This is a genomic window from Streptomyces sp. NPDC088810, assembly GCF_044750305.1.
In the GTDB taxonomy this organism is placed as follows: Bacteria; Actinomycetota; Actinomycetes; order Streptomycetales; family Streptomycetaceae; genus Streptomyces.
Genome location: NZ_JBIVJQ010000003.1, coordinates 166,157 through 186,939, shown reverse-complemented (window position 1 = coordinate 186,939; position 20,783 = coordinate 166,157). Strand labels below are relative to the sequence as shown.

The window sequence follows — 20,783 nt, the reverse complement described above, 5'->3', positions numbered from 1 at the left end:
TGACCCGTTCCGCACCGCGCAGGCGGTCGTGCCCCCTGTGAATCAGCGGCACAGTGATTGACGGGGGCATGATCACACCCCTACGGTCCGACCGAGCAATCGAACTCTGTTCGATATACCGACCACCCGTCTCGCCCTGGAGCACCCATGACCCCCGGCCCCCACTTCTCCCGGCGCTCCTTCCTCGGCATGGCCGCCGCCACCCCCCTCGCCGCCACCGGTGTCCTGGGCGCCGGCGCCGGAACCGCCCACGCCGCCGGCACGGCGTACGCGATGGCCTACTTCACCGAGTCGCCGAACGGCACCGGCACCGACTACGGCCTCCACCTGGCCGTCAGCACGGACTCGCTCAACTGGATGCCGCTGAACCAGAACAACCCCGTCGTCACCCCCACCGAGGGCGCGCTCGGGCTGCGTGACCCGTTCGTCCTGCGCAAGCAGGACGGCACGTTCGTCGTACTCGCCACCGACCTCAAGGGCACGGACTGGAGCTACGTCAGCCAGTACGTGCACGTGTGGAACTCCACCGACCTGCGGACCTTCACCGGCTACCACCGCCTGAAGCTGCACGACATGAACACGCACGCCTGGGCGCCGGAAGCCTTCTGGGACGCGGGGCGGGGCCAGTACGCGCTCATCTACTCCGCCGTGAACTCCAGCGGCCACAACGTGATCATGGTGAACTACACCACCGACTTCGTCACCGCCTCCGCCCCGCAGGTCTTCTTCGATCCCGGCTACGACGTGATCGACGGGGACATGGCGGTGGGTGTGAACGGGGTCAACTACCTCTACTTCAAGAAGAACCAGACGCTGGTCGGCGCCCGCTCCACCAGCCTCGCCCCGGGCAGCTTCACCGAGTTCAGCACCGGTGTCGCGCACGGCGGCACGGAGGCACCGACCCTGGTCAAGGCGCAGAACGGCAGCGCCTGGTACCTGTGGGGAGACACCTACACGCCCAACGGCGTCTTCTACGCCTGGCAGACCAGCGATCTCGCCTCCGGCACATGGACCGCGCTCGACCAGAAGGCCTACACCCAGCCGGTCAACTCCAAGCACTGCGGGATCACACCCATCAGCACCACGGAGTACGACAACCTCGTGGCCCGGTGGGGCGTCCCCGGCTGGAACCGGCTCAAGTCGTACAACTACCCGGCCCGTTACGTCCGCCACTCCGACTACACCGGCCGCATCGACGCGTACCCGTTCGACCCGTACACCGACTCGCTGTGGCAGCTCGTTCCCGGCCTCGCCGACAGCAGCGGTGTGTCCTTCCGGTCGGTCAGCCACCCGACCCGCTACCTGCGGCACTACGACTACCGACTCCGCCTGGACGTCAACGACGGCACGTCGACGTTCGCGGCGGACGCCACCTTCCACCGTACGGCGGGCCTGGCGGACGCGAGCTGGTCGTCGTTCCGCTCGTACAACAACCCCACCCGCTACCTCCGCCACTCCGACTACGTCCTGCGGATCGACCCGGTCACGACGGCCACCGACCGGCAGGACGCGACGTTCCGCGTCGGCTACTGACCCGCTCCGGGCGCTGGAGAAGCCGATCTACGTCACCGGCGCGCACAGGTGCGCCGGGCGCGCGATGCTGGGGAGCGGACGTCCCCGAGGAGGCCAGGAGGCTCGGCCGGTGATCGCCGTCAACCCGATGGACAGTGCCTCGGTGCTGGCCGCCTTCGGCGCACTGGGTGTGCTGGCGGTGATCTTCGCCGAGTCGGGTCTGCTGGTCGTCGGCTTCTTCCTGCCCGGTGACACGCTGCTGTTCCCGGCCGGGGTGCTGTGTGCGGGCAGCGCCGGCCAGCCGCCGCGGCTGGCGCTGTGGCAGGTACTCGTGTGCGCGGCCGTCGGGGCGGTGGCGGGCGGGCAGGTGGGCTATCTGATCGGGCGGCACGGCGGCCGGGCCCTGCTCGCGCGCACCTCCAGCGGCCGGGTGAAGGCCGCGGCGACGCGGGCCGAGCGGCTGCTGGCGCGCTACGGCCACGGCAAAGCGCTGGTGATCGGCCGGTTCGTACCGCTGCTGCGCTCGGTGCTGCACCCGGTGGCCGGCGCCCTGGGCGTGCCGACCGGCACCTTCACCCTCTGGCAGACGGTGGGCGGGTTGCTGTGGTCGCAGACGCTGGTGCTCGCCGGATACACCCTGGGCGCCTCGGTGCCCCACATCGACGACTATCTGCTGCCGCTGGTCGCCCTGGTGGTCGTCGTGTCGCTGCTGCCCCTGCTCCCGGAGGCCCTCCGGGAGCGCCGCAAGCGCCGCGACTCCCCACGCTGAACCGGGTGGCCGCGCCACGGCAGCCCGGCCTCCGTGAGGCGCCGGACCCGCCGGCTCCTCACTCCTCGCCGGGGAAACCCAGGAACCCGGGGTCCACCGGGCCCAGCCGGCGGGCGAAATCGGCGGACACACCCACCACTTCCCGGAGCCGTACGGCCCGTCGGCTGGTGGCGGCGAGATCCTCGTGGGCCTCCTTGGACCACAGGAACGGGATGACGCTGATGCCCTGGGTCAGGTCCAGGGCGGCCGCCTCGGCGCGCCAGCCCGGCCAGCGCAGCCCGGCGTAGAACCGCTCGGCCCCGCCGGACAGCAGCCAGCCGATCCATGCCGAGTGGCCCATGTCCAGCGCCTCCCACTCCAGGGTGTCGGGCGCGAAGTAGGTCAGCTGCCCGGGAGCGCCCGGCCGGCCGCAGCCCGCGGGATCGCCGCCGTTGAGGCAGAAGACGCCGCCGAGCACGTCATGGCCGACGACCAGCCCGGCCGCCGGGTACCAGTGGGGGTCGAACCGGCCGGGAAACCCGTTGACCCGGCCGAGGCTGGGCAGCCCGCCGGCCGGGCAGCCCGCGCCGTACACCCGCAGCCAGCCGTCGTCCAGCACGAGCCCCCCGCAGTGCAGGGTGAGCGCGCCGAGCACCGACCTCGTGGTGACCTGCATCTGGAGCAGGCAGCGGCGGCCCTCGTCGGGGTCGGCGGGCAGCACCCGCAGGGGCACGGCGCTGCCGGCGAACGCATGCTGGAGCTCCGGCCAGGCCGGATCGTCCACCTGCACCAGCTCGTCGAACTCTCGCATCCGCCGATGATCGCAGCAGGGCCCGGCCCGCCCTGCACCGGCCCACCACGGTGCACGCACCCGGCGGACCCGGGCCGATCAGGCCGGCTCGGCGGTCCACGGCCAGGCGGCCTCGCGACCGGCCTCGATGAGACCGGCCATGCGGAACGCGGCGTCCGTGAGGCCGCCGAAGGTGTGCCGGTGGGGGCCCGTGGGACCGTGGGCGGGCCGGTACCCCGCCAGGTTCCACGTGTAGACAGGGATGTCGGCCGGCACCGGGTCGGCCGGGCCGCCGGGGTCGTAGGGGGCGGCCTGTTCGTCGGTGACGATCAGGACCCGGTCGTGTCCCCGGTAATGCGTCCGCACCGCCTTCGTGGTGTAGGTGCCGCCGAGACTGCGGAAGCGTTTCAGCACCTCGAGCACCGGCTCGCCCGGCTCGAACGGCACCGGTGCGCTGTTCCAGCCGAACTCCACCAGATCCGCCTGCTCGGCCCGCAGGGCCAGCGCGGTGCCGAACACGGCCGCCGCGTCCGCCCGGGTCAGCTTGGACCGCTCGGAGACGGTGTCCCAGAACATGGAGTCGGACCGGTCGACCAGGATCAGGGTCCGGCCGGGCAAGGAGGGTACGTTGGCCAGGGAGTGGCCCAGTGCCCGTTCCAGTGCGGCTGCCCAGCGCTGCGACGGCGCGTGCCGGTGGGCGGCCAGGTAGCGGAAGGGGAACTGCCGGGACCGGGCGACCTCGGAGGCGTCCGAGAGCCGTGCGGCGACCCGGGCCGCGACCTCGTCCGAGACCCCCGCCTCGTCGAAGTTCCGCAGGTTCCGCAGGAGTGCCATCGGCGCCATCGTGGGGATCACGGCTTCCCAGACGGCGGCGTCCATCGGTCCGTGGAGCCAGCCCGCCAGGGCCTCCCAGGTCATGCCCGCCGCGGCCAGCCGCTCGGGGCCGCCGGGACCGGTCACCACCGCCCGCCGCTCGTCCGCGGCCGACTCCATCAGCTCCCGGTGGGCGGTCAGCAGGCGGTCGGAGGCCGGCGGGACCGCCTGCTCCGGGTGGTGGCGGCGGTCCAGCGCGTACCGGAAGAGGGCGCCCTGCCAGGGCTTGTCCGGGTCCGGGGAGGCGTGCACCAGGTTAAGCACGTCGCCGAAGCGGAAGCCCTTGGACGCGGTGTCGTACTTCAGCAGGGACCGGGACGTGTACAGCCGGCGTACGCCGTCGGCGATGCCCCGCTTCACGGGCTGCGGCACCTTCCGCCCGTACGCCGAGATCCAGTGGGCGAGCAGCTCGCCGGGCTCGTCCGCGCGCTGGAGCACCGAGTCGATCACGGACCGGTTGGACGGGCCTTCGGTCGCGCCGGCCCGGAGCCGGGCTCGTACGTACGCGGCGGCGCCCACCAGGGACGCCGTGCGCATGTTGCCCTCGGCGCGCAGCCAGCGCAGCAGGCCGGCCGTCCACACCGGGTCCTGGACGGCGAGTTCACCGACGAGTCGGGCGTACCGGTCGTCCCGCTCCTCCGCGCTCTCGTAAAAGGTCTGCTGGGAGACGAAGTTGCCGACCGCGAGGAGGAACAGCTCTTCGCGGGGCTCCCGGACGAAGGCCGGGCCGCCCTCGTAGGTGCGGAAGTCCGGCGTGGCGGGCCGGTGAGGAAGCTGTGGCGGGTGCAGGGAGCGGGCGGCCGCCGAGACGTGCGGGGCCACGAGCATCTCGGGCCATACCTTGGAGACGCGTGGGGTGTGACGAGGCAGTGAATCCCCCCGGATTCAAAGGATCGGTCGGCCCCGGCCATACGGCCCGACGGGGCGAGGACGGCCGCGCCTGCCGAGATCAAAGGGGCGGCGGCGTCACTTGGTTGCCAGAAGGAAGTAGCCGCAGCCGAGCGCATCGGAGGCGCGGTCGCGAAGCCAACCTACAAGGGTCACCGGTCCGCACACCAGCGATTAACGAGCTGCCCGACGGCGAGTTCCGCACCGGCGGATCGGACGTGCTGCCGGCCGAGCCGGACGTCGCGGGCGTGCGCCGGCTCATGGTGGACGTCGTGCCGGGACGGGGCAGCGGTTTCTCGCCGGAAGCACCCGAGGGGGTCCGTTTTCTCACCCGATCTGGCGTCGTCGCCGCCCAGTCGGCCACCCGGCCGCCCGACTCTGGTGCACTGCCCCTAAGAACAGATCAGCTGACAAGGCATCAGGGGGCAGGGTGGCGAGACGTCGCAGGCGTTCGGCAGCGGGCAGAGCGGTTCTCACGGTGGCCACGGCGTTCGGTGTGCTGGCGGGTGCGTCCCTGGTGGGTGCGGCACCAGCCGGTGCCGCACCCACGGGCAGACGGCTCGCACCGGGCGTCACCTACCGGCACTTCGACGTCCCCGCGGCGGCGGGGACGGCCCGCGCCCACCTGGTCACGGTGGACCTGGCCGATCCGCACGTCCACGTCGACCTGCTGTACCCGGGCGCGGTGGCGGCCCGGGCGACGGTCTCCCGGCTCGCGGACTCGGCCGGGGCGGTCGCCGGGGTGAACGGGGACTTCTTCGACATCACCGAGACGCAGCACCCGGGCGTGGAGGCCACCGGAGCCCCCGTCGGACCGGCGGTGGCGGACGGAGAGGTGCTCAAGGCGGCGGTGCCGAAGGGCCAGCGGTTCGGGCCCGCGCTGCCCCCGGGCGGCAGCACCCGGGACGTGTTCGGGGTGGGCACCGACAGGCGGGCCCGGCTGGACCGGCTCTCCCTCACCGGCTCGGTCGACACGCCGGAGGGACAGCTTCCGCTCAAGGGCCTCAACCAGTACGCGCTCCCGGTGGGCTCCGTCGGCGCCTTCACCGCCCGCTGGGGCAGCGCCTCCCGGGTGCGGGCCGTGTGCGGCACCGACAGCCGGCGGTCGGCGCCGTGCAGCAGCGACACGTACGAGGTGAAGGTGCGCGGCGGCCGTGTGGTCTCCGCCTCCGACGCCCCGGGCACCGGCACGATCCCGGCGGGCACCACGGTCCTGGTGGGCCGTGACGCGGGCGCCCAGCAGCTGCGCAAGATGTCGGTCGGTGATCCGGTGGACGTCACGCACACCCTGGTGGCGTCCTCGTCCGGGGTGCCGTACACGTTCGCGATCGGCGGCTTCCCGGTGCTGCGCGACGGCACCCCGCTGTCCGGCCTGGACACCGCCACCTCGGCGGTGCGCACGGCCGTCGGCTTCAAGGACGGCGGCCGGCAGCTGCTGCTCCTGGCGCTGGACGGTGGCGCGGCCTACCGCACCGGCCTGACCGTTGCGGAGGAGGCGCGGACCATGCGGTCCCTGGGGGCCACCGACGCCTTCAACCTCGACGGCGGCGGCTCGGCCGAACTGGTCACCCGCGGCTCCGGCCAGTCCTCGGTGTCGGTGCGCAACCACCCGAGCGGCGGCTCCGAACGACCGGTGCCCAACGGCATCGGCGTCTTCTCGTCCTCGTGAAGCCGGGTGTTCAGGGCCGCAGGCTGCTCACCAGGTCGGCGGTCGCGGTGAGCCCGCTGTGGATGGTGGGCGCCATGCTCGTGCTGGCCAGGTAGAAGCCGAGCAGCAGGCAGACCAGGGCGTGGGAGATCTTCAGCGAGCAGTTGCGAATGAAGATCACGGCCAGGATCAGAAGCAGCAGCACCACAGAGATGGAAATGGCCATCGGGAACCCTCCTCCGCCACGCCCCATGTGCGGCGTTCGGCCGCAAGTGTGGCGTAGCGGAGGGTTCGTCCGGGCTGCTGACATGTCCTCCGATCGTGTGGTCTTAGCCGGAGGGGTGGGTGTCGAGGAAGGCCTCCAGGCCGGCGAGGTCGTCGGTGTTGAGGTAGTCCACACCGGCGGCGAGCAGCTCCGCCCACAGCGCGTCCCGGGCCGGGCCGGCGGTGTCGGGGGTGGCCCAGAACCGGACCTGCTGCCCGCGCGCGTGGGCGGCCCCGGTAATGCTCCGCAGCTTCTGCCGCTCGGCGTCCGGGAACGCCCCCGCGCCGGTCCAGGTGAAGTTCTGCGTCCAGTTGTCGCTGATCAGCGGGATGACGGAGGCCGGGGCGGAGCCGCCGAGGTCGGTCAGCCGGCCGTCGTAGAAGGCGCGGCGCTCGGTCTGTGCCTCCATCGGGGTACGGGCCGCCCGGTCGCCGGAGACGACCGCGGTGACCGGGCCGGGGTGGACGCGGCCGTGCGCGTACCGGGTGAACAGGTGCGGGTGGCGGCGCAGGTGGCGGTCGAGTTCGAGGTACGTCGAGGAGCCCTCGGTCTTGATGTCGACGAGGAGCTGCAGCGGACGGCGTGACCCGCGGTAGACGGAGCCGTGGTGGGCCCTGACGCGGGCAACGAGCGGTTCGAGGTAGAGGGATTCCAGGGTGCGGGAGGGGTCGAGGTCCGACGCCTCGTGGCCGACGAGGAGTTGGTCGCCGACGAGGAAGATGTCGGCTTCGACGCTGCCGAAGCGGTGGTCGAGGGCGTCGTACAGGGGCCGCGGGTGCGCGTAGTCGTTGTGGGCGTGGGCGTGCCACAGCGGGCGGGGCTTCCGGTCGCCGGCCAGTGCGCGGCTCACGGGCGGGGCGAGCGTGCCGGTGAGGGCGGCGCCGAGGGTGGTGAGGGCTCTGCGACGGGTGGTGAGGGCCATGCACTGCCTCCCTGGGGGTGAGGGGACCGGGGAGAGTATGCGCGCACCGGACGCCCAAGGGAGCGTGTCGTGCGGCGAGTTGGCGTGCTGTTCACTTCGCCCGTGAGAACGCGCGAAGAAGCCCGCCCCGGGCGGGGCGGGCTTCACCGTCGGTGGGTCAGGGTGCCTGGAGGTCGGCCAGCTCGGCCAGCGCCTCGCGGTGGGCGCCCGCCGTACCGTAGGCGATCGAGTCCGCCTTGGCCCGCTTCAGGTACAGATGGGCCGGGTGTTCCCAGGTCATGCCGATCCCGCCGTGCAGTTGCACCGCCTCCTCGGTCGCGCGTACGGCGACGGGGGCGGCGTAGGCCTGGGCGACGGCCACCGTGATGTCGGTGTCCTCGCCGGAGGCGAGCGCGTCGGCGGCGGCGCGGGCGGCGGCCCGGAGGTTGACGACCTCCAGCCACAGCTGGGCGAGCCGGTGCTTGAGCGCCTGGAAGCCGCCGACCGCCCGGTTGAACTGCTTGCGCTCCTTCAGGTACCGGACCGTCTCTGTCAACGCCCAGTCGGCGACTCCGAGTTGCTCGGAGGCGAGCAGTCCGGCGGCGGCGCGCAGGGCACGTCGTACGGCGGGCTCGGCGTCGCCGACGCGGCGGCCGGCCGCGCCGGTGAGGGTGACGGTGGCGAGCGGGCGGGTCAGGTCCAGGGAGACCTGCGGGGTGACGGTGACGGCGTCGGCGGTGACGGCGTCGGCGGTGACGGCGTACAGGCCGCCGTCGTCGGCCGGGACGAGCAGCACGTCGGCGACGGCCGCGTCCGCGATCCCCGTCAACTCGCCGTGCAGGGTGCCGTTCTCGACCCGTACGGCCGTGAGGCCGGCGCCCGGGGCCGTGGCGAGGCCGACTGCGAGCACGCCGATGGTGCGCCCGGAGGCAAGCTGCGCCGACAGCTCCCGGTCTCCGCAGGCCAGCACGGCCTCGGTGGCCACGACCGCGCTGGTCAGGTACGGCAGCGGAGCGACCGCCCGGCCCAACTCCTCCATCACGACGGCGACTTCACGGTGGTTCGCGCCCTGACCGCCCTGTTCCTCGGGCACCAGCAGGCCGGCCAGGCCCATGCCCTCGGCGAGGGACTTCCACAGGGCACGGTCGAACGGGGTGCCCGACTCGCTGCGGGCGATCACGTCGGCCGGTGCGCAGTGGTCCGTGAGCAGGTCGCGGACGGCGGCCCGCAGCGCCTCTTCCTCCTCGGAGTACAGCAGATCCGTCATCGGGCGAGGTCCTTCCAGGCGACGTCCTTGTCGGTGCGCGGCTCGGCGGGCAGGCCCAGGACGCGCTCGGCGACGATGTTCAGCAGGACCTCGCTGGTCCCGCCCTCGATGCTGTTGCCCTTGGAGCGCAGATAGCGGTAGCCGGCGTCCCGGCCGGTGAAGTCGACGAGCTCCGGGCGGCGCATGGTCCAGTCGTCGTACAACAGGCCTTCCTCACCGAGGAGTTCGACCTCCAGGCCGCTGATCTCCTGGTTGAGGCGGGCGAAGGCGAGCTTCATGCCGGCGCCCTCGGGGCCGGGCTGGCCGACGGTGAGCTGCTGGCGCAGGCGTTCGGCGGTGAGCCGGGACACCTCGGCCTCGACCCACAGCTTCAGCAGCCGCTGGTGCAGGTCGTGGGTGCGCAGGTCCGGGCGTTCGCGCCAGGTCCGCGCGACCGGTCCGATCATGCCGCCCTCGCGGGGCAGGGCCATGCCGCCGATGGCGACGCGTTCGTTGTTCAGCGTGGTCTGGGCGACCCGCCAGCCGTCGCCGACCTCGCCGAGGCGGCGGGAGTCGGGGATGCGGACGTCGGTGAGGAAGACCTCGTTGAACTCGGCCTCGCCGGTGATCTGGCGCAGCGGCCGGACCTCGACGCCCGGGTCGGTCATGTCGCAGACGAAGTAGGTGATGCCCTGGTGCTTGGGCACGTCCGGGTCGGTGCGGGCGATGAGGATGGCCCAGCGGGCGACATGGGCGCTGGAGGTCCACACCTTCTGCCCGTTGACCACCCAGCCGTCGCCCTCGCGTACCGCCCGGGTGCCGAGCGCGGCCAGGTCGGAGCCGGCGCCGGGCTCGCTGAACAGCTGGCACCAGACCTCCTCCCCGGTCCACAGGGGCCGCAGATAGCGCCGCTTCTGCTCCTCGGTGCCGTACTTGAGGATCGTCGGCGCGGCCATGCCGAGGCCGATGCCGATGCGCCGGGGGTCGTTGTCGGGGGCGCCGGCGGCCTCCAGTTCGGCGTCCACGACGCCCTGGAGGGAACGCGGGGCGCCGAGGCCGCCGAGGCCCTCGGGGTAGTGCACCCAGGCGAGGCCGGCGTCGAAGCGGGCCCTGAGGAAGTCCAGGCGGTCGGTGCTCGCGGGGGGATGCTGCGCGAGCAGCTCCCGGGTGCGGCGGCGCAGGTCTTCGGCGTCGGTCATGCGGCGGCTCCGTTCTCCAGTAGGACGGCGACCCGGCCGGTGGTCACTCCGTCGGCGACCCGCTGCACGGCACCGGCCGCGCCGGCGAGCGGGACGCGCTCGCTCACCAGCGGTTTGACGGCGCCCCGCGCGGCCAGCTCGGTGAGCTGTTCGTGGCAGTGCCGGACCAGCTTCGGGTTCTTGGTGTTGTACAGGCCCCAGTGCAGGCCGAGGATCGAGTAGTTCTTCACCAGGGCGTGGTTGAGGGCGGGGCTCGGGATGGTGCCGCTGGCGAAGCCGACGACGACGATCCGGCCCTCGAAGGCGACGAGCTTCGCGGACTGGGCGTAGGCCGCACCGCCGACGGGGTCGTAGATCACGTCGGCGCCCCGGCCTCCGGTGGCCTCCTTCACGGCGGCGACGACGTCCTCGGCGCGCCGGTCGACCACCACGTCACAGCCCAGCTCCCGGGCGACGGCGGCCTTGTCCGCGCCGCCCACGACCCCGATCACCGTGGCGCCGGCCGCCTTGCCGAGCTGTACGGCGGCGCTGCCCACGCCACCGGCGGCGGCGTGCACCAGAAGGGTCTCGCCGGCCTCCAGGCGGGCACGGCGGTGCAGGCCGAACCAGCCGGTCTGGTAGCCGATGTGCAGGGCGGCCGCCTCGGCGTCGTCCAGCGACTCGGGCGCGGGGAGCAGGGCGCGGGCGTCGGCGAGGGCGTACTCGGCGAAACCGCCGTGGGGCAGTGCCGGGTTGGCGATCACCCGGCGGCCGTCCTCGGTCTCGCCGCAGATCTCCACGCCCGGCGTGAAGGGCAGCGGCGGTCGTACCTGGTACTCGCCCCGGCACAGCAGCGCGTCCGGGAAGTTGATGTTGGCGGCGCGCACCCGCAGCAGCACCTGGCCGTCGGCGGGCGTGGGCCGCTCCACCTCCGCCAGGCGCATCACCTCGCTCGGCTCGCCGTTCTCGTGCACTTGCCATGCCTGCATGCGGGGCCTCCACGGGACTGCTTCGTCTGACCGGGCTCGACGGCATACTAAGCGGTCGCTTGCCGATCAGGGAACAGTAGCGTGGGTCACTTGCGGGCGGGCCGCGCCCGTACGTGCATCCGCTCCCCCTGCGGCCCGAACAGGCTCAGGAACTCCACCGGCCCCTCCCCCGTCGACCCGAACCAGTGCGGCACCCGGGTGTCGAACTCGGCCGCCTCGCCCGCGGACAGCACGACGTCGTGCTCACCGAGGACCAGGCGGAGCCGGCCCGCGAGGACGTAGAGCCACTCGTAACCCTCGTGGGTCCGCGGCTCGGGCTCCTGCCTGCGCTGGGGTTCGAGGACCTTGAAGGCCTGGAGGCCGCCGGGCTGGCGGGTCAGCGGCCAGTGGGTGCGCCCGCCGCGGACGATCGGCTTGGACCGCACCCGCGGGTCCCCGACCGGCGGCGCTCCGACCAGCTCGTCCAGCGGCACCTGGTGGGCCTGGGCGATCGGCAGCAGCAGTTCGAGGCTGGGCTTGCGCAGGCCGGACTCCAGCCGGGAGAGCGTGCTCACCGAGATCCCGGTGGCCTCGGACAGCGCGGCGAGGGTCACCTCCCGCTCCTTGCGGATGCGGCGCAGCCTCGGACCCACGTCGGCCAGTACGTCGTCGGTACTCATGGCCCCTATTGCAGGAACGGCAAATACGTTTGTCAATCCCGCAGCGCTGCGGCGACCGTCGCCTCATGACCGAGAACAGCGCAGCATATGAAGTAGTCGTCGTCGGCGGCGGAGCGGCCGGGCTGTCCGCCGCGCTGGTCCTGGGCCGTTGCCGGCGCCGCACGCTGGTCGTCGACGCGGGCGAGCCGCGCAACGCGCCGTCCGCGCACATGCACGGCTATCTGTCCCGGGACGGCATGTCCCCGGCCGAGTTCCTGGCCGTCGGACGCGAGGAGATCGCCCGGTACGGGGTGGAGCTGGTCCGGGACCGGGTGGTGGACGCGGCCGGGGAGGAGGGCGGGGACTTCACCGTCGTCCTGGCCGGCGGCCGGACCGTACGGGCCCGGCAGCTGGTGATCGCGACCGGACTGAAGGACGAGCTGCCGCCGCTCCCCGGCCTCGCCGAACGGTTCGGCCGGGACGTGGTCCACTGCCCCTACTGCCACGGCTGGGAGTTCCGCGACCTGCCCACCGGGGTCCTCGCCACCTCACCGCTGAGCGTCCACCAGGCGCTCATGGTCACCCAGTGGTCCAAGGACGTACGGCTCTTCCTGCACGAGCTGAGCGAGTCCGGCCTGACCGACGAGGACCTGCGCCGGCTGGCCGCCGCCGGCGTCACGGTCGTCCCCGGCGAGGTGGCACAGGTGGTGGTCACCGACGACCGCCTCACCGGCATCCGGCTCACGGACGGCACGCTCCACGACCGCGAGGTGCTGTACACCGCCCCGCGCGCCGTCCCGGGCAACGGCCTCCTGGCCCGGCTGGGCGCGCAGCTGCGCGAGACCCCGTTCGGCAGCTACCCGGTGATCGACGAACGGGGCCTGACGACCGTGCCCGGCCTGTGGGCGGCAGGCAACGCGAGCGGCTTCGCCGAGCAGGTGGTCAACGCGGCGAGCCGGGGCTACCGGGCAGGGGCGGCGATCAACGCAGAACTCCTGATGGCCGGCCTCGACGACAGCGCCCCGTAGGGCAACCGCGCACCCGGCGGAGCGATGAGGCACGATGACTGCATGCTGCTGACCCGGCTCGCCCAGGTGTCCCGGGAGGTCGCCGCGACGGCTGCCCGGTCCCGCAAGACCGCGCTGCTCGCGGAGCTGTTCCGGGACGCGGAGGCGGACGACGTGCCGATCGTCATCCCGTATCTGGCGGGACGCCTGCCGCAGGGGCGCCTCGGGGTCGGCTGGAAGGTGCTGAGCCGCCCGGTACCGCCGGCCGCCGCACCGTCCCTCACCGTGCGCGAGGTCGACGCCCGGCTGAGCGAGCTGGGCAAGGTGTCCGGGCCCGGTTCCCAGGCGGAGCGGGCCCGGCTCGTCGGCGAGCTGATGGGCGCGGCCACCGAAGAGGAGCAGCGCTTCCTGCTCGGCCTGCTCACCGGCGAGGTCCGGCAGGGCGCCCTGGACGCGGTCGCGGTGGAGGGCCTCGCCCAGGCGACCGGCGCGGACCCGGCGGACGTACGGCGGGCCGTGATGCTCGCGGGCTCGCTGCAGACGGTGGCACAGGCCCTGCTCGGCGAGGGGCCCGGATCACTGGAGCGGTTCCGGCTCACGGTCGGCCGGCCCGTGCTGCCGATGCTGGCGCACAGCGCCTCCTCGGTAGCCGAGGCGGTGGAGAAGCTGGGCGCCTGCGCGGTGGAGGAGAAGCTGGACGGCATCCGGGTCCAGGTGCACCGGGAGGGGGACACGGTTCGGATCCACACCCGCACCCTGGACGACATCACCGACCGGCTGCCCGAAGTGACGGCCGCCGCCCTTCAGTTGCGGGGCGAACGGTTCATCCTGGACGGGGAGGTGATCTCCTTCGACGCGGCGGGCCGGCCCCGGTCCTTCCAGGAGACGGCGGGCCGGGTCGGCTCGCGCACCGACGTGGTGAAGGCCGCCGAGCAGACCCCGGTCTCCCCCGTGTTCTTCGACGCCCTCGCGGTCGACGGCCGAGACCTGCTCGACCTGCCGTTCACCGAGCGGCACGCGGAACTGGCCCGGCTGGTGCCCGAGCCGATGCGGGTGCGGCGCACGGTGGTCTCGGGCCCGCAGGACATCCCGCAGGCGGAACGGTTCCTCGCCGACACCCTGGCCCGCGGCCACGAGGGCGTGGTGGCCAAGGCCCTCGACGCGCCGTACAGCGCGGGCCGACGCGGCGCGTCCTGGCTGAAGGTCAAGCCCGTGCACACGCTCGACCTGGTGGTGCTGGCCGCCGAGTGGGGCCACGGCCGCCGCACCGGCAAGCTGTCCAACCTGCACCTCGGCGCCCGCGCCCCGGACGGCGGTTTCGCGATGCTCGGCAAGACCTTCAAGGGCATGACCGACGCGATGCTCGCCTGGCAGACCGAGAGGCTCCAGGAGCTGGCGGTCGAGGACAACGGCTGGGTGGTCCGGGTCCGCCCCGAACTCGTCGTGGAGATCGCCTACGACGGCCTCCAGCGCTCCTCCCGCTACCCGGCCGGCGTCACCCTGCGCTTCGCCCGCGTGGTCCGCTACCGCGAGGACAAGCGTCCCGAGGACGCCGATACCGTGGAGGCCCTGCTGGCAGCCCACCCGGAGGTCACGCCGTGACGGTGCGAACGACGAAGCGCAGCGCGGGACTCCTGTTGTTCCGGCACATCGACCAGGAGCTGGAGGTATTGCTCGGCCATATGGGCGGCCCGCTGTGGGCGAAGAAGGAGGCGGGAGCCTGGACGGTGCCGAAGGGCGAGTACGACCCGGAGGAGCCGGCCTGGGAGGCGGCCCGGCGCGAGTTCCAGGAGGAGCTGGGGGTGGCGCCGCCCGACGGGGAGGCCGTACCGCTGGGCGAGGTCGTGCAGCGCAACGGCAAGATCGTCACGGCGTGGGCGGTGGCGGCGGACCTCGACCCGGAGTCGATCACCCCGGGGACCTTCACGATGGAGTGGCCGCCGCGGTCCGGCCGGAGGCAGGAGTTCCCGGAGCTGGACCGGGTGGCGTGGTTCGGTCTGGACCGGGCCCGTGAGGTGATCGTCACGGCGCAGGCCGCGTTTCTCGACCGGCTGGCGGAGCACTCGGGCTGAACAGAGCCTCACGCGTTGCGGTCGGCCGTGCCGCGCGCGAAGGTCGAGACAGGCCCGCTCCCAGGGAGGCCAGCCATGCCCATAGCAACGGTGAACCCGGCGAACGGCGAGACGCTCAAGACGTACGAGCCCATGGACGAGGACGAGCTGGAGCGCCGGCTCGAACTCGCCGAGGCCACCTTCCGCACGTACCGGACGACCTCGTTCGCCGACCGCGCCCGACTGCTGAACAAGGCCGCCGACCTGCTGGACGAGGACCAGCGGGAGATCGGCCGGGTCATGACCACCGAGATGGGCAAGCCGGTCAAGCAGGCCCGCGCGGAGGCCGCGAAGTGCGCCAAGGCGATGCGCTGGTACGCGGAACGCGCCGAGGGGCTGCTGGCCGACGAGGAGCCCCCCGAGCCGGACGTGCGCGACTCCGGCGCCTCCCGGGTCCGGGTCCGCTACCGGCCGCTCGGCCCGGTCCTCGCCGTGATGCCCTGGAACTTCCCGCTGTGGCAGGTGATCCGGTTCGCCGCGCCCGCGCTGATGGCGGGCAACGTGGGCCTGCTCAAGCACGCGTCCAACGTTCCGCAGACGGCCCTCTATCTGGAGGACCTGTTCCACCGGGCCGGCTTCCCGGAGGGCTGCTTCCAGACGTTGCTGATCGGTTCGGGCGCGGTGGACGAGATCCTGCGCGACGAGCGCGTGAAGGCGGCCACCCTGACCGGCAGCGAGCCCGCGGGCCGGGCGGTCGCGTCCACCGCCGGCCAGATGATCAAGAAGACGGTGCTGGAGCTGGGCGGCAGCGATCCCTACGTCGTCATGCCCTCCGCCGACGTGGACCGCGCGGCCGAGGTCGCGGTGACCGCGCGCGTGCAGAACAACGGGCAGTCCTGCATCGCCGCCAAGCGGTTCATCGTGCACACCGACGTCTACGAGGCCTTCGCCGAGAAGTTCGTCGCGGGCATGAAGGCGCTCAAGATCGGCGACCCGCTGGCGGAGGACACCGAGATCGGGCCGCTCGCCAGCGAGCAGGGCAGGACCGACCTGGAGGAGCTGGTGGACGACGCCCGGCGCAGCGGGGCCGGAGTGCTGTGCGGCGGGCAGCGGCCGGACGGCCCCGGCTGGTACTACCCGCCGACCGTCCTGTCCGGCATCACCCGGGAGATGCGCATCCACCGCGAGGAGGCGTTCGGACCGGTCGCCACGCTGTACCGGGCAGGCGACCTGGACGAGGCCGTGCTGATCGCCAACGACACGCTGTTCGGGCTGAGTTCGAACGTGTGGACGCGGGACGAGAACGAGGTGGAGCGGTTCGCGCGGGACCTGGAGGCCGGTGCCGTGTACGTCAACGGGATGACCGCCTCCCATCCGGCGTTCCCGTTCGGCGGGGTGAAGCGGTCCGGGTACGGGCGTGAGCTGTCCGGGCACGGAATCCGGGAGTTCTGCAACATCACCACGGTTTGGCAGGGTGCGTGAGCGCTGCGCGGCTACCATCCCGTTTTGTGAACCGCGAAGTGACCCTGCCTCTGATCGTCGACGACCGCGGTACCTTGCAGGTGGCCGCGGCCGACGTGAGTAAGTTGTTGCGGACCGTGGGTGCGCGGTGGCTGCATCTGGTCGAGGCCGGGGAGCAGGTGCTGGACGAGGACACGGTCGCCGCGCTGACCATCGAGCTGGCGAAACTGGCGGACCGCATCGACGTCGCCTGCATCGCGCACAGCAGCGGGGCGCCGTAACGGCCGTGCCCGTGTTTTCCCTCGTCCGGCGGCATGAATCGCCCTTCGAGCCTGACGCCGGGGTCCCCGGTTCGGAGTAATCCAGCGCGAGATCGTCGTCCTGCCGGGTGACGGTGGGTGGAGCACCCAAAAGGTGTGGACCACCTTCCGGACAGCGGAAAGCAGGGACGGTTCATGGCGACTTTGTGCAGACCCTCGGTGTCGGTCCCGGAGCACGTGATCACGATGGAGCAGACGCTGGAGCTGGCGCGCTCCCGCCACCCGGACCACCCCCAACTGCCACTGGCGCTGAGGCTCATCGAGAACACCGGCGTCAGGACGCGGCACATCGTGCAGCCCATCGAGGAGACCCTGAAGCACCCGGGCTTCGAGGAGCGCAACAAGCTCTACGAGGCCGAGGCCAAGGCGCGGGTCCCCGCGGTGATCCAGCGCGCGCTGGACGACGCGGAGCTGCTGACCAGCGACATCGACGTGATCATCTATGTGTCGTGTACGGGCTTCATGATGCCCTCGCTGACGGCCTGGCTGATCAACGAGATGGACTTCGACAGCACCACCCGCCAGCTCCCGATCGCCCAGCTGGGCTGTGCGGCCGGCGGGGCGGCGATCAACCGGGCCCACGACTTCTGCTCGGCCTATCCGCACGCCAACGCGCTGATCGTGGCCTGCGAATTCTGCTCCCTGTGCTACCAGCCCACCGACCTCGGGGTCGGCTCGCTGCTCTCCAACGGCCTGTTCGGCGACGGCATCGCCGCGGCGGTGGTGCGCGGGAGCGGCGGCACGGGTGTCCGGCTGGAACGCAACGGCTCGTACCTGATCCCGAAGACGGAGGACTGGATCGCCTACGACGTCCGGGCGACCGGCTTCCACTTCCTGCTCGACAAGCGGGTGCCGACGACGATGGAGCCGCTCGCCCCGGCGCTGAAGGACCTGGCGGGCAGCCACGGCTGGGACGCGTCCGACCTGGACTTCTACATCATCCACGCGGGCGGCCCCCGAATACTCGACGACCTCAGCACGTTCCTGCAGGTCGACCCGCACGCCTTCCGGTTCAGCCGCGCCACGCTCACCGAGTACGGCAACATCGCCAGCGCCGTCGTCCTGGACGCGCTGCGCCGGCTCTTCGACGACGGCGGCGCCGAGGAGCGCGCCCGTGGACTGCTCGCCGGCTTCGGCCCGGGTATCACCGCCGAGATGACGGTGGGCCGCTGGGTCAACGCCGACGGGGACACCCGATGATCGAGCAGGCCACGCTCCCCGAGACCCGGCCCCCGGTCCGGCACTGGCCGGCGCTCGACCTCACCGGAACGGATTTCGACCCGGTGCTGGCGGAGCTGATGGCCGAGGGCCCGGTCACCCGGGTCCAGCTGCCCAACGGCGAGGGCTGGGCCTGGCTGGTCACCCGGTACGACGACGTACGCAGCGTGACCAACGACCCCCGGTTCAGCCGGGCGGCGGTCAGGGACCGGCAGGTCACCCGGCTCGCGCCGCACTTCATCCCCGACCGGGACGCGGTCGGCTTCCTCGACCCGCCCGACCACACCCGGCTGCGCCGCTCGGTCGCCGCCGCCTTCACGGCGAAGGGCGTCGAGCGGGTCCGCGTCCGGGCCCGCGCCGTGCTGGCCGAGCTGGTCGACGACCTGCTCCAGGGCGGTCCGCCCGCGGATCTCACGGCGGCCGTCCTCGGCCCGTTCCCGATCGCGGTGATCTGCGAGCTGATGGGCGTCCCGGCAGGCGACCGGCACAGCATGCACACCTGGACCCAGCTGATCCTGTCCGCCGCCCACGGCAAGAACGTCAGCGAGACGGCCAAGCAGGAGATGAGCGCCTACTTCGCCGACCTGATCGCACTGCGCGGGAACAGCACCGGCGAGGACGTCACCTCGCTCCTCGGCGCCGCCGTGGGCCGGGGCGAGGTCACGCCGGAGGAGGCCGTCGGCCTCGCCGTCCTGCTCCAGATCGGCGGCGAGGCGGTCACCAACAACAGCGGGCAGATGTTCTACCTGCTGCTGACCCGCCCCGGCCTGCTGAAGCGGCTGCGCGCGGAGCCGGAGCTGCGCCCCCGGGCGATCGACGAACTCCTGCGCTGGATCCCGCACCGCAACGCGGTCGGCCTGTCCCGGATCGCCCTGCAGGACGTGGAGATCGGCGGCGTCCGCATCCGCGCCGGCGACCCGGTCTACGTCTCCTACCTGGCCGCCAACCGCGACCCGGCCGTCTTCACCGACCCGGACACCATCGACTTCTCCCGCAGCCCGAACCCGCACGTGGCGTTCGGCTTCGGCCCGCACTACTGCCCCGGCGGCATGCTGGCCCGACTCGAGGAGGAACTCCTGATGGACACCCTGCTGGACCGTATCCCGGGACTGAGACTGGCCGTACCACCGGACCAGGTCACCTTCCACAAGGGTGCGTTGATCCGCGGGCCCGAATCCCTCCCGGTGACCTGGTGAGCCGCTCATGACCGAGACCGAGGGACTGTACGTGCCACCGGGCCACGGCCGCGTCGTGGCGACCCCGGCCCAGCGGGTGACCTTCAAGGTCACCGGCACCCACTCGCGGATGGCCTCCACCTTCGAGGTGGAGGTCCCGCCCGGCTTCGACGTGGGCGCCCATGTGCACACGCGCAGCGAGGAGCTGTTCTACGTCCTCGAAGGCGAGCTGGACGTCCTCGCCTTCGAGCCGCGTGTCCGCACCCCCGACAACTGGCGGAAGTGGGAGTCACGTTCGGGCAGCCGGGTGGTCCGCGCGACACCGGGCACGGTCATCGTCGTACCACCGGGCTGCCCGCACGCCTTCGCGAATCCGACGGAGAGCCCGGCCAAGATGTTCTTCCAGGCCTCTCCCCCACCGGACCACGAGCGCTACTTCGAGGAGCTGCTGGAGATCCTGGCCGACGGCGGGCCGCCGGACCAGGAGGCGATCGAGGCGCTACGGGCCAAGTACGACATCGAGCAACTCACGCCTCTCAGACACCGGTGAGGCTCCCGCCTCCCGGAGCTACCGGATCGGCATCCCGGACAGGGTCCGGGCGATGACGAGCCGCTGGATCTCGCTGGTGCCCTCGAAGATCGTATAGATCGCCGCGTCCCGGTGCATCCGCTCGACGGGGTACTCACGGGTGTACCCGTTGCCGCCGAGGATCTGTATCGCCTGCGCGGTCACCTTCTTGGCGGTCTCGCTGGCGAACAGCTTGGACATGGAACCCTCGGCCGCGGTGAACGGCTTGCCGTTGACCGCCATCCAGGACGCCCGCCACACCAGCAGACGCGCGGCGTCGATCTGCGTCCGCATGTCGGCGAGCTGGAAGGCGACGCCCTGGTTGTCGATGATCGGCCGGCCGAACTGCTCCCGGGTCCTGGCGTAGTCCAGGGCGACCTCGTACGCGGCCCGGGCGGTGCCGACCGCCATGGCGCCGACGGCCGGGCGGGACGCCTCGAACGTGGCCATCGCCGCGTTCTTGACCCTCTCCCCGCCGGAGGCCTTCGCCCTCTCCCGGGCCCGGGCCAGCCGCTCGTCCAGCTTCTCCTTGCCGCCGAGCAGGCAGGAGCCGGGCACCCGGACGTTGTCGAGGATGACCTCGGCGGTGTGCGAGGCGCGGATGCCGTGCTTCTTGAACTTCTGGCCCTGGGACAGACCGGCCGTACCCGGCGGGACGATGAAGGAGGCGTGGCCCTTGGAGCCCAGCTCCGGGTCGACCACGGCGACGACGACGTGGACGTTGGCGATGCCGCCGTTGGTCGCCCAGGTCTTCGTGCCGTTGATCACCCACTCGTCCTTGGCCTCGTCGTACACCGCACGCGTGCGCATGGAGGCGACGTCGGAGCCGGCGTCCGGCTCGGAGGAGCAGAACGCGGCGACCTTGACATCGTTCTGGTCGCCGTACATCTGCGGAATCCAGGTGCCGATCTGCTCCTCGGTTCCGTTGGCGAGGACGCCCACGGCGGCGAGTCCGGTGCCCACAATGGACAGGGCGATGCCCGCGTCGCCCCAGAACAGCTCCTCCATGGCCATCGGGATGCCGAGACCGGTGGGGTCGAAGTACTGCTGCGCGTAGAAGTCGAGGGAGTAGATGCCGACCTTCGCGGCCTCCTGGATGACCGGCCAGGGCGTCTCCTCGCGCTCGTCCCACTCGGCCGCCGCGGGACGGATCACCTCCGCGGCGAAGCCATGGAGCCAGTCGCGTACTTCCCTCTGTTCCTCGTTCAGCTCCATGGTGAACTCGGCCATGTCCCCTCCAGCTGCGGCAGTGCGATGTTACTAGCGGTAACCCGAGTGTGTTACTGATCGGTAGGAAAAGTCAACCG

20 protein-coding genes and 1 pseudogene are annotated in these 20,783 nt (G+C 72.2%); 12 read left to right on the top strand and 9 right to left on the bottom strand.

Features of this window, described 5'->3' with window-relative positions:
* The first annotated feature begins 147 nt into the window (after positions 1–147).
* Together ACIP4Y_RS11720 and ACIP4Y_RS11715 are read left to right on the top strand one after the other, a co-directional pair.
* A complete protein-coding gene (locus tag ACIP4Y_RS11720; RefSeq protein WP_401391121.1) occupies positions 148–1,533 on the top strand; it encodes a glycoside hydrolase family 43 protein in 1,386 nt (461 codons plus the stop codon).
* 109 nt (positions 1,534–1,642) lie between these two features.
* Positions 1,643–2,281: a DedA family protein gene (locus ACIP4Y_RS11715; RefSeq protein WP_401391119.1), complete on the top strand. Its 639-nt coding sequence runs from the start codon at positions 1,643–1,645 to the stop codon at positions 2,279–2,281.
* 58 nt (positions 2,282–2,339) lie between these two features.
* On the opposite strand, the gene ACIP4Y_RS11710 is transcribed toward ACIP4Y_RS11715, so the two are convergent.
* A complete protein-coding gene (locus tag ACIP4Y_RS11710) occupies positions 2,340–3,071 on the bottom strand; it encodes a DUF2625 family protein (protein WP_401391116.1) in 732 nt (243 codons plus the stop codon).
* 78 nt (positions 3,072–3,149) lie between these two features.
* The gene (locus ACIP4Y_RS11705; protein WP_401391113.1) at positions 3,150–4,751 is read right to left on the bottom strand and encodes a TROVE domain-containing protein; all 1,602 of its coding nucleotides are present in this window, start codon (positions 4,749–4,751) and stop codon (positions 3,150–3,152) included.
* 245 nt (positions 4,752–4,996) lie between these two features.
* Between ACIP4Y_RS11705 and ACIP4Y_RS11700 the strand changes: the two are divergent.
* Positions 4,997–5,164: pseudogene (locus ACIP4Y_RS11700) on the top strand (DUF779 domain-containing protein); the annotation flags it as partial.
* Between the two features lie 125 nt (positions 5,165–5,289).
* The gene (locus ACIP4Y_RS11695) at positions 5,290–6,480 is read left to right on the top strand and encodes a phosphodiester glycosidase family protein (protein WP_401391110.1); all 1,191 of its coding nucleotides are present in this window, start codon (positions 5,290–5,292) and stop codon (positions 6,478–6,480) included.
* Positions 6,481–6,490: 10 nt separating this feature from the next.
* On the opposite strand, the gene ACIP4Y_RS11690 is transcribed toward ACIP4Y_RS11695, so the two are convergent.
* The 6 genes from ACIP4Y_RS11690 to ACIP4Y_RS11665 all read right to left on the bottom strand — a co-directional run bounded on the left by ACIP4Y_RS11690 (position 6,491) and on the right by ACIP4Y_RS11665 (position 11,697).
* Complete coding sequence (locus tag ACIP4Y_RS11690) at positions 6,491–6,685, bottom strand: hypothetical protein (RefSeq protein WP_358644418.1); 195 nt, start codon at positions 6,683–6,685, stop codon at positions 6,491–6,493.
* 103 nt (positions 6,686–6,788) lie between these two features.
* On the bottom strand, positions 6,789–7,646 hold the full coding sequence (locus ACIP4Y_RS11685) for a phosphatidylinositol-specific phospholipase C/glycerophosphodiester phosphodiesterase family protein (protein ID WP_401391106.1): 858 nt from the start codon (positions 7,644–7,646) through the stop codon (positions 6,789–6,791).
* A gap of 157 nt (positions 7,647–7,803) precedes the next feature.
* A complete protein-coding gene (locus ACIP4Y_RS11680; protein ID WP_401391103.1) occupies positions 7,804–8,892 on the bottom strand; it encodes an acyl-CoA dehydrogenase family protein in 1,089 nt (362 codons plus the stop codon).
* Entirely contained in the window at positions 8,889–10,070 is a 1,182-nt protein-coding gene (locus ACIP4Y_RS11675; protein WP_401391100.1) for an acyl-CoA dehydrogenase family protein, read from the bottom strand. The genes ACIP4Y_RS11680 and ACIP4Y_RS11675 overlap by 4 nt, the downstream gene beginning before the upstream one ends.
* Positions 10,067–11,038: an NADPH:quinone oxidoreductase family protein gene (locus ACIP4Y_RS11670; protein WP_401391097.1), complete on the bottom strand. Its 972-nt coding sequence runs from the start codon at positions 11,036–11,038 to the stop codon at positions 10,067–10,069. Before ACIP4Y_RS11670 ends, ACIP4Y_RS11675 begins: the two co-directional genes overlap by 4 nt.
* Before the next feature lie 86 nt (positions 11,039–11,124).
* On the bottom strand, positions 11,125–11,697 hold the full coding sequence (locus ACIP4Y_RS11665) for an XRE family transcriptional regulator (RefSeq protein ID WP_358644410.1): 573 nt from the start codon (positions 11,695–11,697) through the stop codon (positions 11,125–11,127).
* Positions 11,698–11,762: 65 nt separating this feature from the next.
* Here ACIP4Y_RS11665 and ACIP4Y_RS11660 point away from each other — a divergent pair, with 65 nt between their 5' ends.
* The 8 genes from ACIP4Y_RS11660 (at position 11,763) to ACIP4Y_RS11625 (ending at position 19,458) form a co-directional block, all read left to right on the top strand.
* On the top strand, positions 11,763–12,704 hold the full coding sequence (locus tag ACIP4Y_RS11660; protein WP_401391095.1) for an NAD(P)/FAD-dependent oxidoreductase: 942 nt from the start codon (positions 11,763–11,765) through the stop codon (positions 12,702–12,704).
* A gap of 42 nt (positions 12,705–12,746) precedes the next feature.
* Complete coding sequence (locus ACIP4Y_RS11655) at positions 12,747–14,285, top strand: ATP-dependent DNA ligase (RefSeq protein ID WP_401391093.1); 1,539 nt, start codon at positions 12,747–12,749, stop codon at positions 14,283–14,285.
* Entirely contained in the window at positions 14,282–14,755 is a 474-nt protein-coding gene (locus ACIP4Y_RS11650) for an NUDIX domain-containing protein (protein WP_401391090.1), read from the top strand. The genes ACIP4Y_RS11655 and ACIP4Y_RS11650 overlap by 4 nt, the downstream gene beginning before the upstream one ends.
* A gap of 75 nt (positions 14,756–14,830) precedes the next feature.
* On the top strand, positions 14,831–16,216 hold the full coding sequence (locus ACIP4Y_RS11645; protein WP_358644403.1) for an NADP-dependent succinic semialdehyde dehydrogenase: 1,386 nt from the start codon (positions 14,831–14,833) through the stop codon (positions 16,214–16,216).
* A 26-nt stretch (positions 16,217–16,242) separates the two neighbouring features.
* Positions 16,243–16,476: a DUF6213 family protein gene (locus tag ACIP4Y_RS11640; RefSeq protein ID WP_030340034.1), complete on the top strand. Its 234-nt coding sequence runs from the start codon at positions 16,243–16,245 to the stop codon at positions 16,474–16,476.
* Positions 16,477–16,650: 174 nt separating this feature from the next.
* Entirely contained in the window at positions 16,651–17,715 is a 1,065-nt protein-coding gene (locus ACIP4Y_RS11635) for a type III polyketide synthase (RefSeq protein ID WP_401391085.1), read from the top strand.
* The gene (locus tag ACIP4Y_RS11630; RefSeq protein ID WP_401391082.1) at positions 17,712–18,929 is read left to right on the top strand and encodes a cytochrome P450; all 1,218 of its coding nucleotides are present in this window, start codon (positions 17,712–17,714) and stop codon (positions 18,927–18,929) included. The genes ACIP4Y_RS11635 and ACIP4Y_RS11630 overlap by 4 nt, the downstream gene beginning before the upstream one ends.
* Positions 18,930–18,936: 7 nt before the next feature.
* Positions 18,937–19,458 carry a cupin domain-containing protein gene (locus ACIP4Y_RS11625; protein ID WP_401391079.1) on the top strand — a complete coding sequence of 174 codons (522 nt, stop codon included), beginning with the start codon at positions 18,937–18,939 and terminating at the stop codon, positions 19,456–19,458.
* 18 nt (positions 19,459–19,476) lie between these two features.
* On the opposite strand, the gene ACIP4Y_RS11620 is transcribed toward ACIP4Y_RS11625, so the two are convergent.
* Positions 19,477–20,706 carry an acyl-CoA dehydrogenase family protein gene (locus ACIP4Y_RS11620; protein ID WP_401391076.1) on the bottom strand — a complete coding sequence of 410 codons (1,230 nt, stop codon included), beginning with the start codon at positions 20,704–20,706 and terminating at the stop codon, positions 19,477–19,479.
* Between the last annotated feature and the right edge of the window lie 77 nt (positions 20,707–20,783).

What these genes read in the sequence shown, in the direction of transcription:
- ACIP4Y_RS11630 (WP_401391082.1), top strand. Translation starts at nt 17,712, where the DNA reads ATGATCGAGCAGGCCACGCTCCCCGAGACCCGGCCCCCGGTCCGGCAC.
- ACIP4Y_RS11675 (WP_401391100.1), bottom strand. Translation starts at nt 10,070, where the DNA reads ATGACCGACGCCGAAGACCTGCGCCGCCGCACCCGGGAGCTGCTCGCG.
- ACIP4Y_RS11685 (WP_401391106.1), bottom strand. Translation starts at nt 7,646, where the DNA reads ATGGCCCTCACCACCCGTCGCAGAGCCCTCACCACCCTCGGCGCCGCC.
- ACIP4Y_RS11705 (WP_401391113.1), bottom strand. Translation starts at nt 4,751, where the DNA reads ATGCTCGTGGCCCCGCACGTCTCGGCGGCCGCCCGCTCCCTGCACCCG.
- ACIP4Y_RS11690 (WP_358644418.1), bottom strand. Translation starts at nt 6,685, where the DNA reads ATGGCCATTTCCATCTCTGTGGTGCTGCTGCTTCTGATCCTGGCCGTG.
- ACIP4Y_RS11720 (WP_401391121.1), top strand. Translation starts at nt 148, where the DNA reads ATGACCCCCGGCCCCCACTTCTCCCGGCGCTCCTTCCTCGGCATGGCC.
- ACIP4Y_RS11665 (WP_358644410.1), bottom strand. Translation starts at nt 11,697, where the DNA reads ATGAGTACCGACGACGTACTGGCCGACGTGGGTCCGAGGCTGCGCCGC.
- ACIP4Y_RS11655 (WP_401391093.1), top strand. Translation starts at nt 12,747, where the DNA reads ATGCTGCTGACCCGGCTCGCCCAGGTGTCCCGGGAGGTCGCCGCGACG.
- ACIP4Y_RS11625 (WP_401391079.1), top strand. Translation starts at nt 18,937, where the DNA reads ATGACCGAGACCGAGGGACTGTACGTGCCACCGGGCCACGGCCGCGTC.
- ACIP4Y_RS11680 (WP_401391103.1), bottom strand. Translation starts at nt 8,892, where the DNA reads ATGACGGATCTGCTGTACTCCGAGGAGGAAGAGGCGCTGCGGGCCGCC.
- ACIP4Y_RS11660 (WP_401391095.1), top strand. Translation starts at nt 11,763, where the DNA reads ATGACCGAGAACAGCGCAGCATATGAAGTAGTCGTCGTCGGCGGCGGA.
- ACIP4Y_RS11670 (WP_401391097.1), bottom strand. Translation starts at nt 11,038, where the DNA reads ATGCAGGCATGGCAAGTGCACGAGAACGGCGAGCCGAGCGAGGTGATG.
- ACIP4Y_RS11635 (WP_401391085.1), top strand. Translation starts at nt 16,651, where the DNA reads ATGGCGACTTTGTGCAGACCCTCGGTGTCGGTCCCGGAGCACGTGATC.
- ACIP4Y_RS11710 (WP_401391116.1), bottom strand. Translation starts at nt 3,071, where the DNA reads ATGCGAGAGTTCGACGAGCTGGTGCAGGTGGACGATCCGGCCTGGCCG.
- ACIP4Y_RS11620 (WP_401391076.1), bottom strand. Translation starts at nt 20,706, where the DNA reads ATGGCCGAGTTCACCATGGAGCTGAACGAGGAACAGAGGGAAGTACGC.
- ACIP4Y_RS11645 (WP_358644403.1), top strand. Translation starts at nt 14,831, where the DNA reads ATGCCCATAGCAACGGTGAACCCGGCGAACGGCGAGACGCTCAAGACG.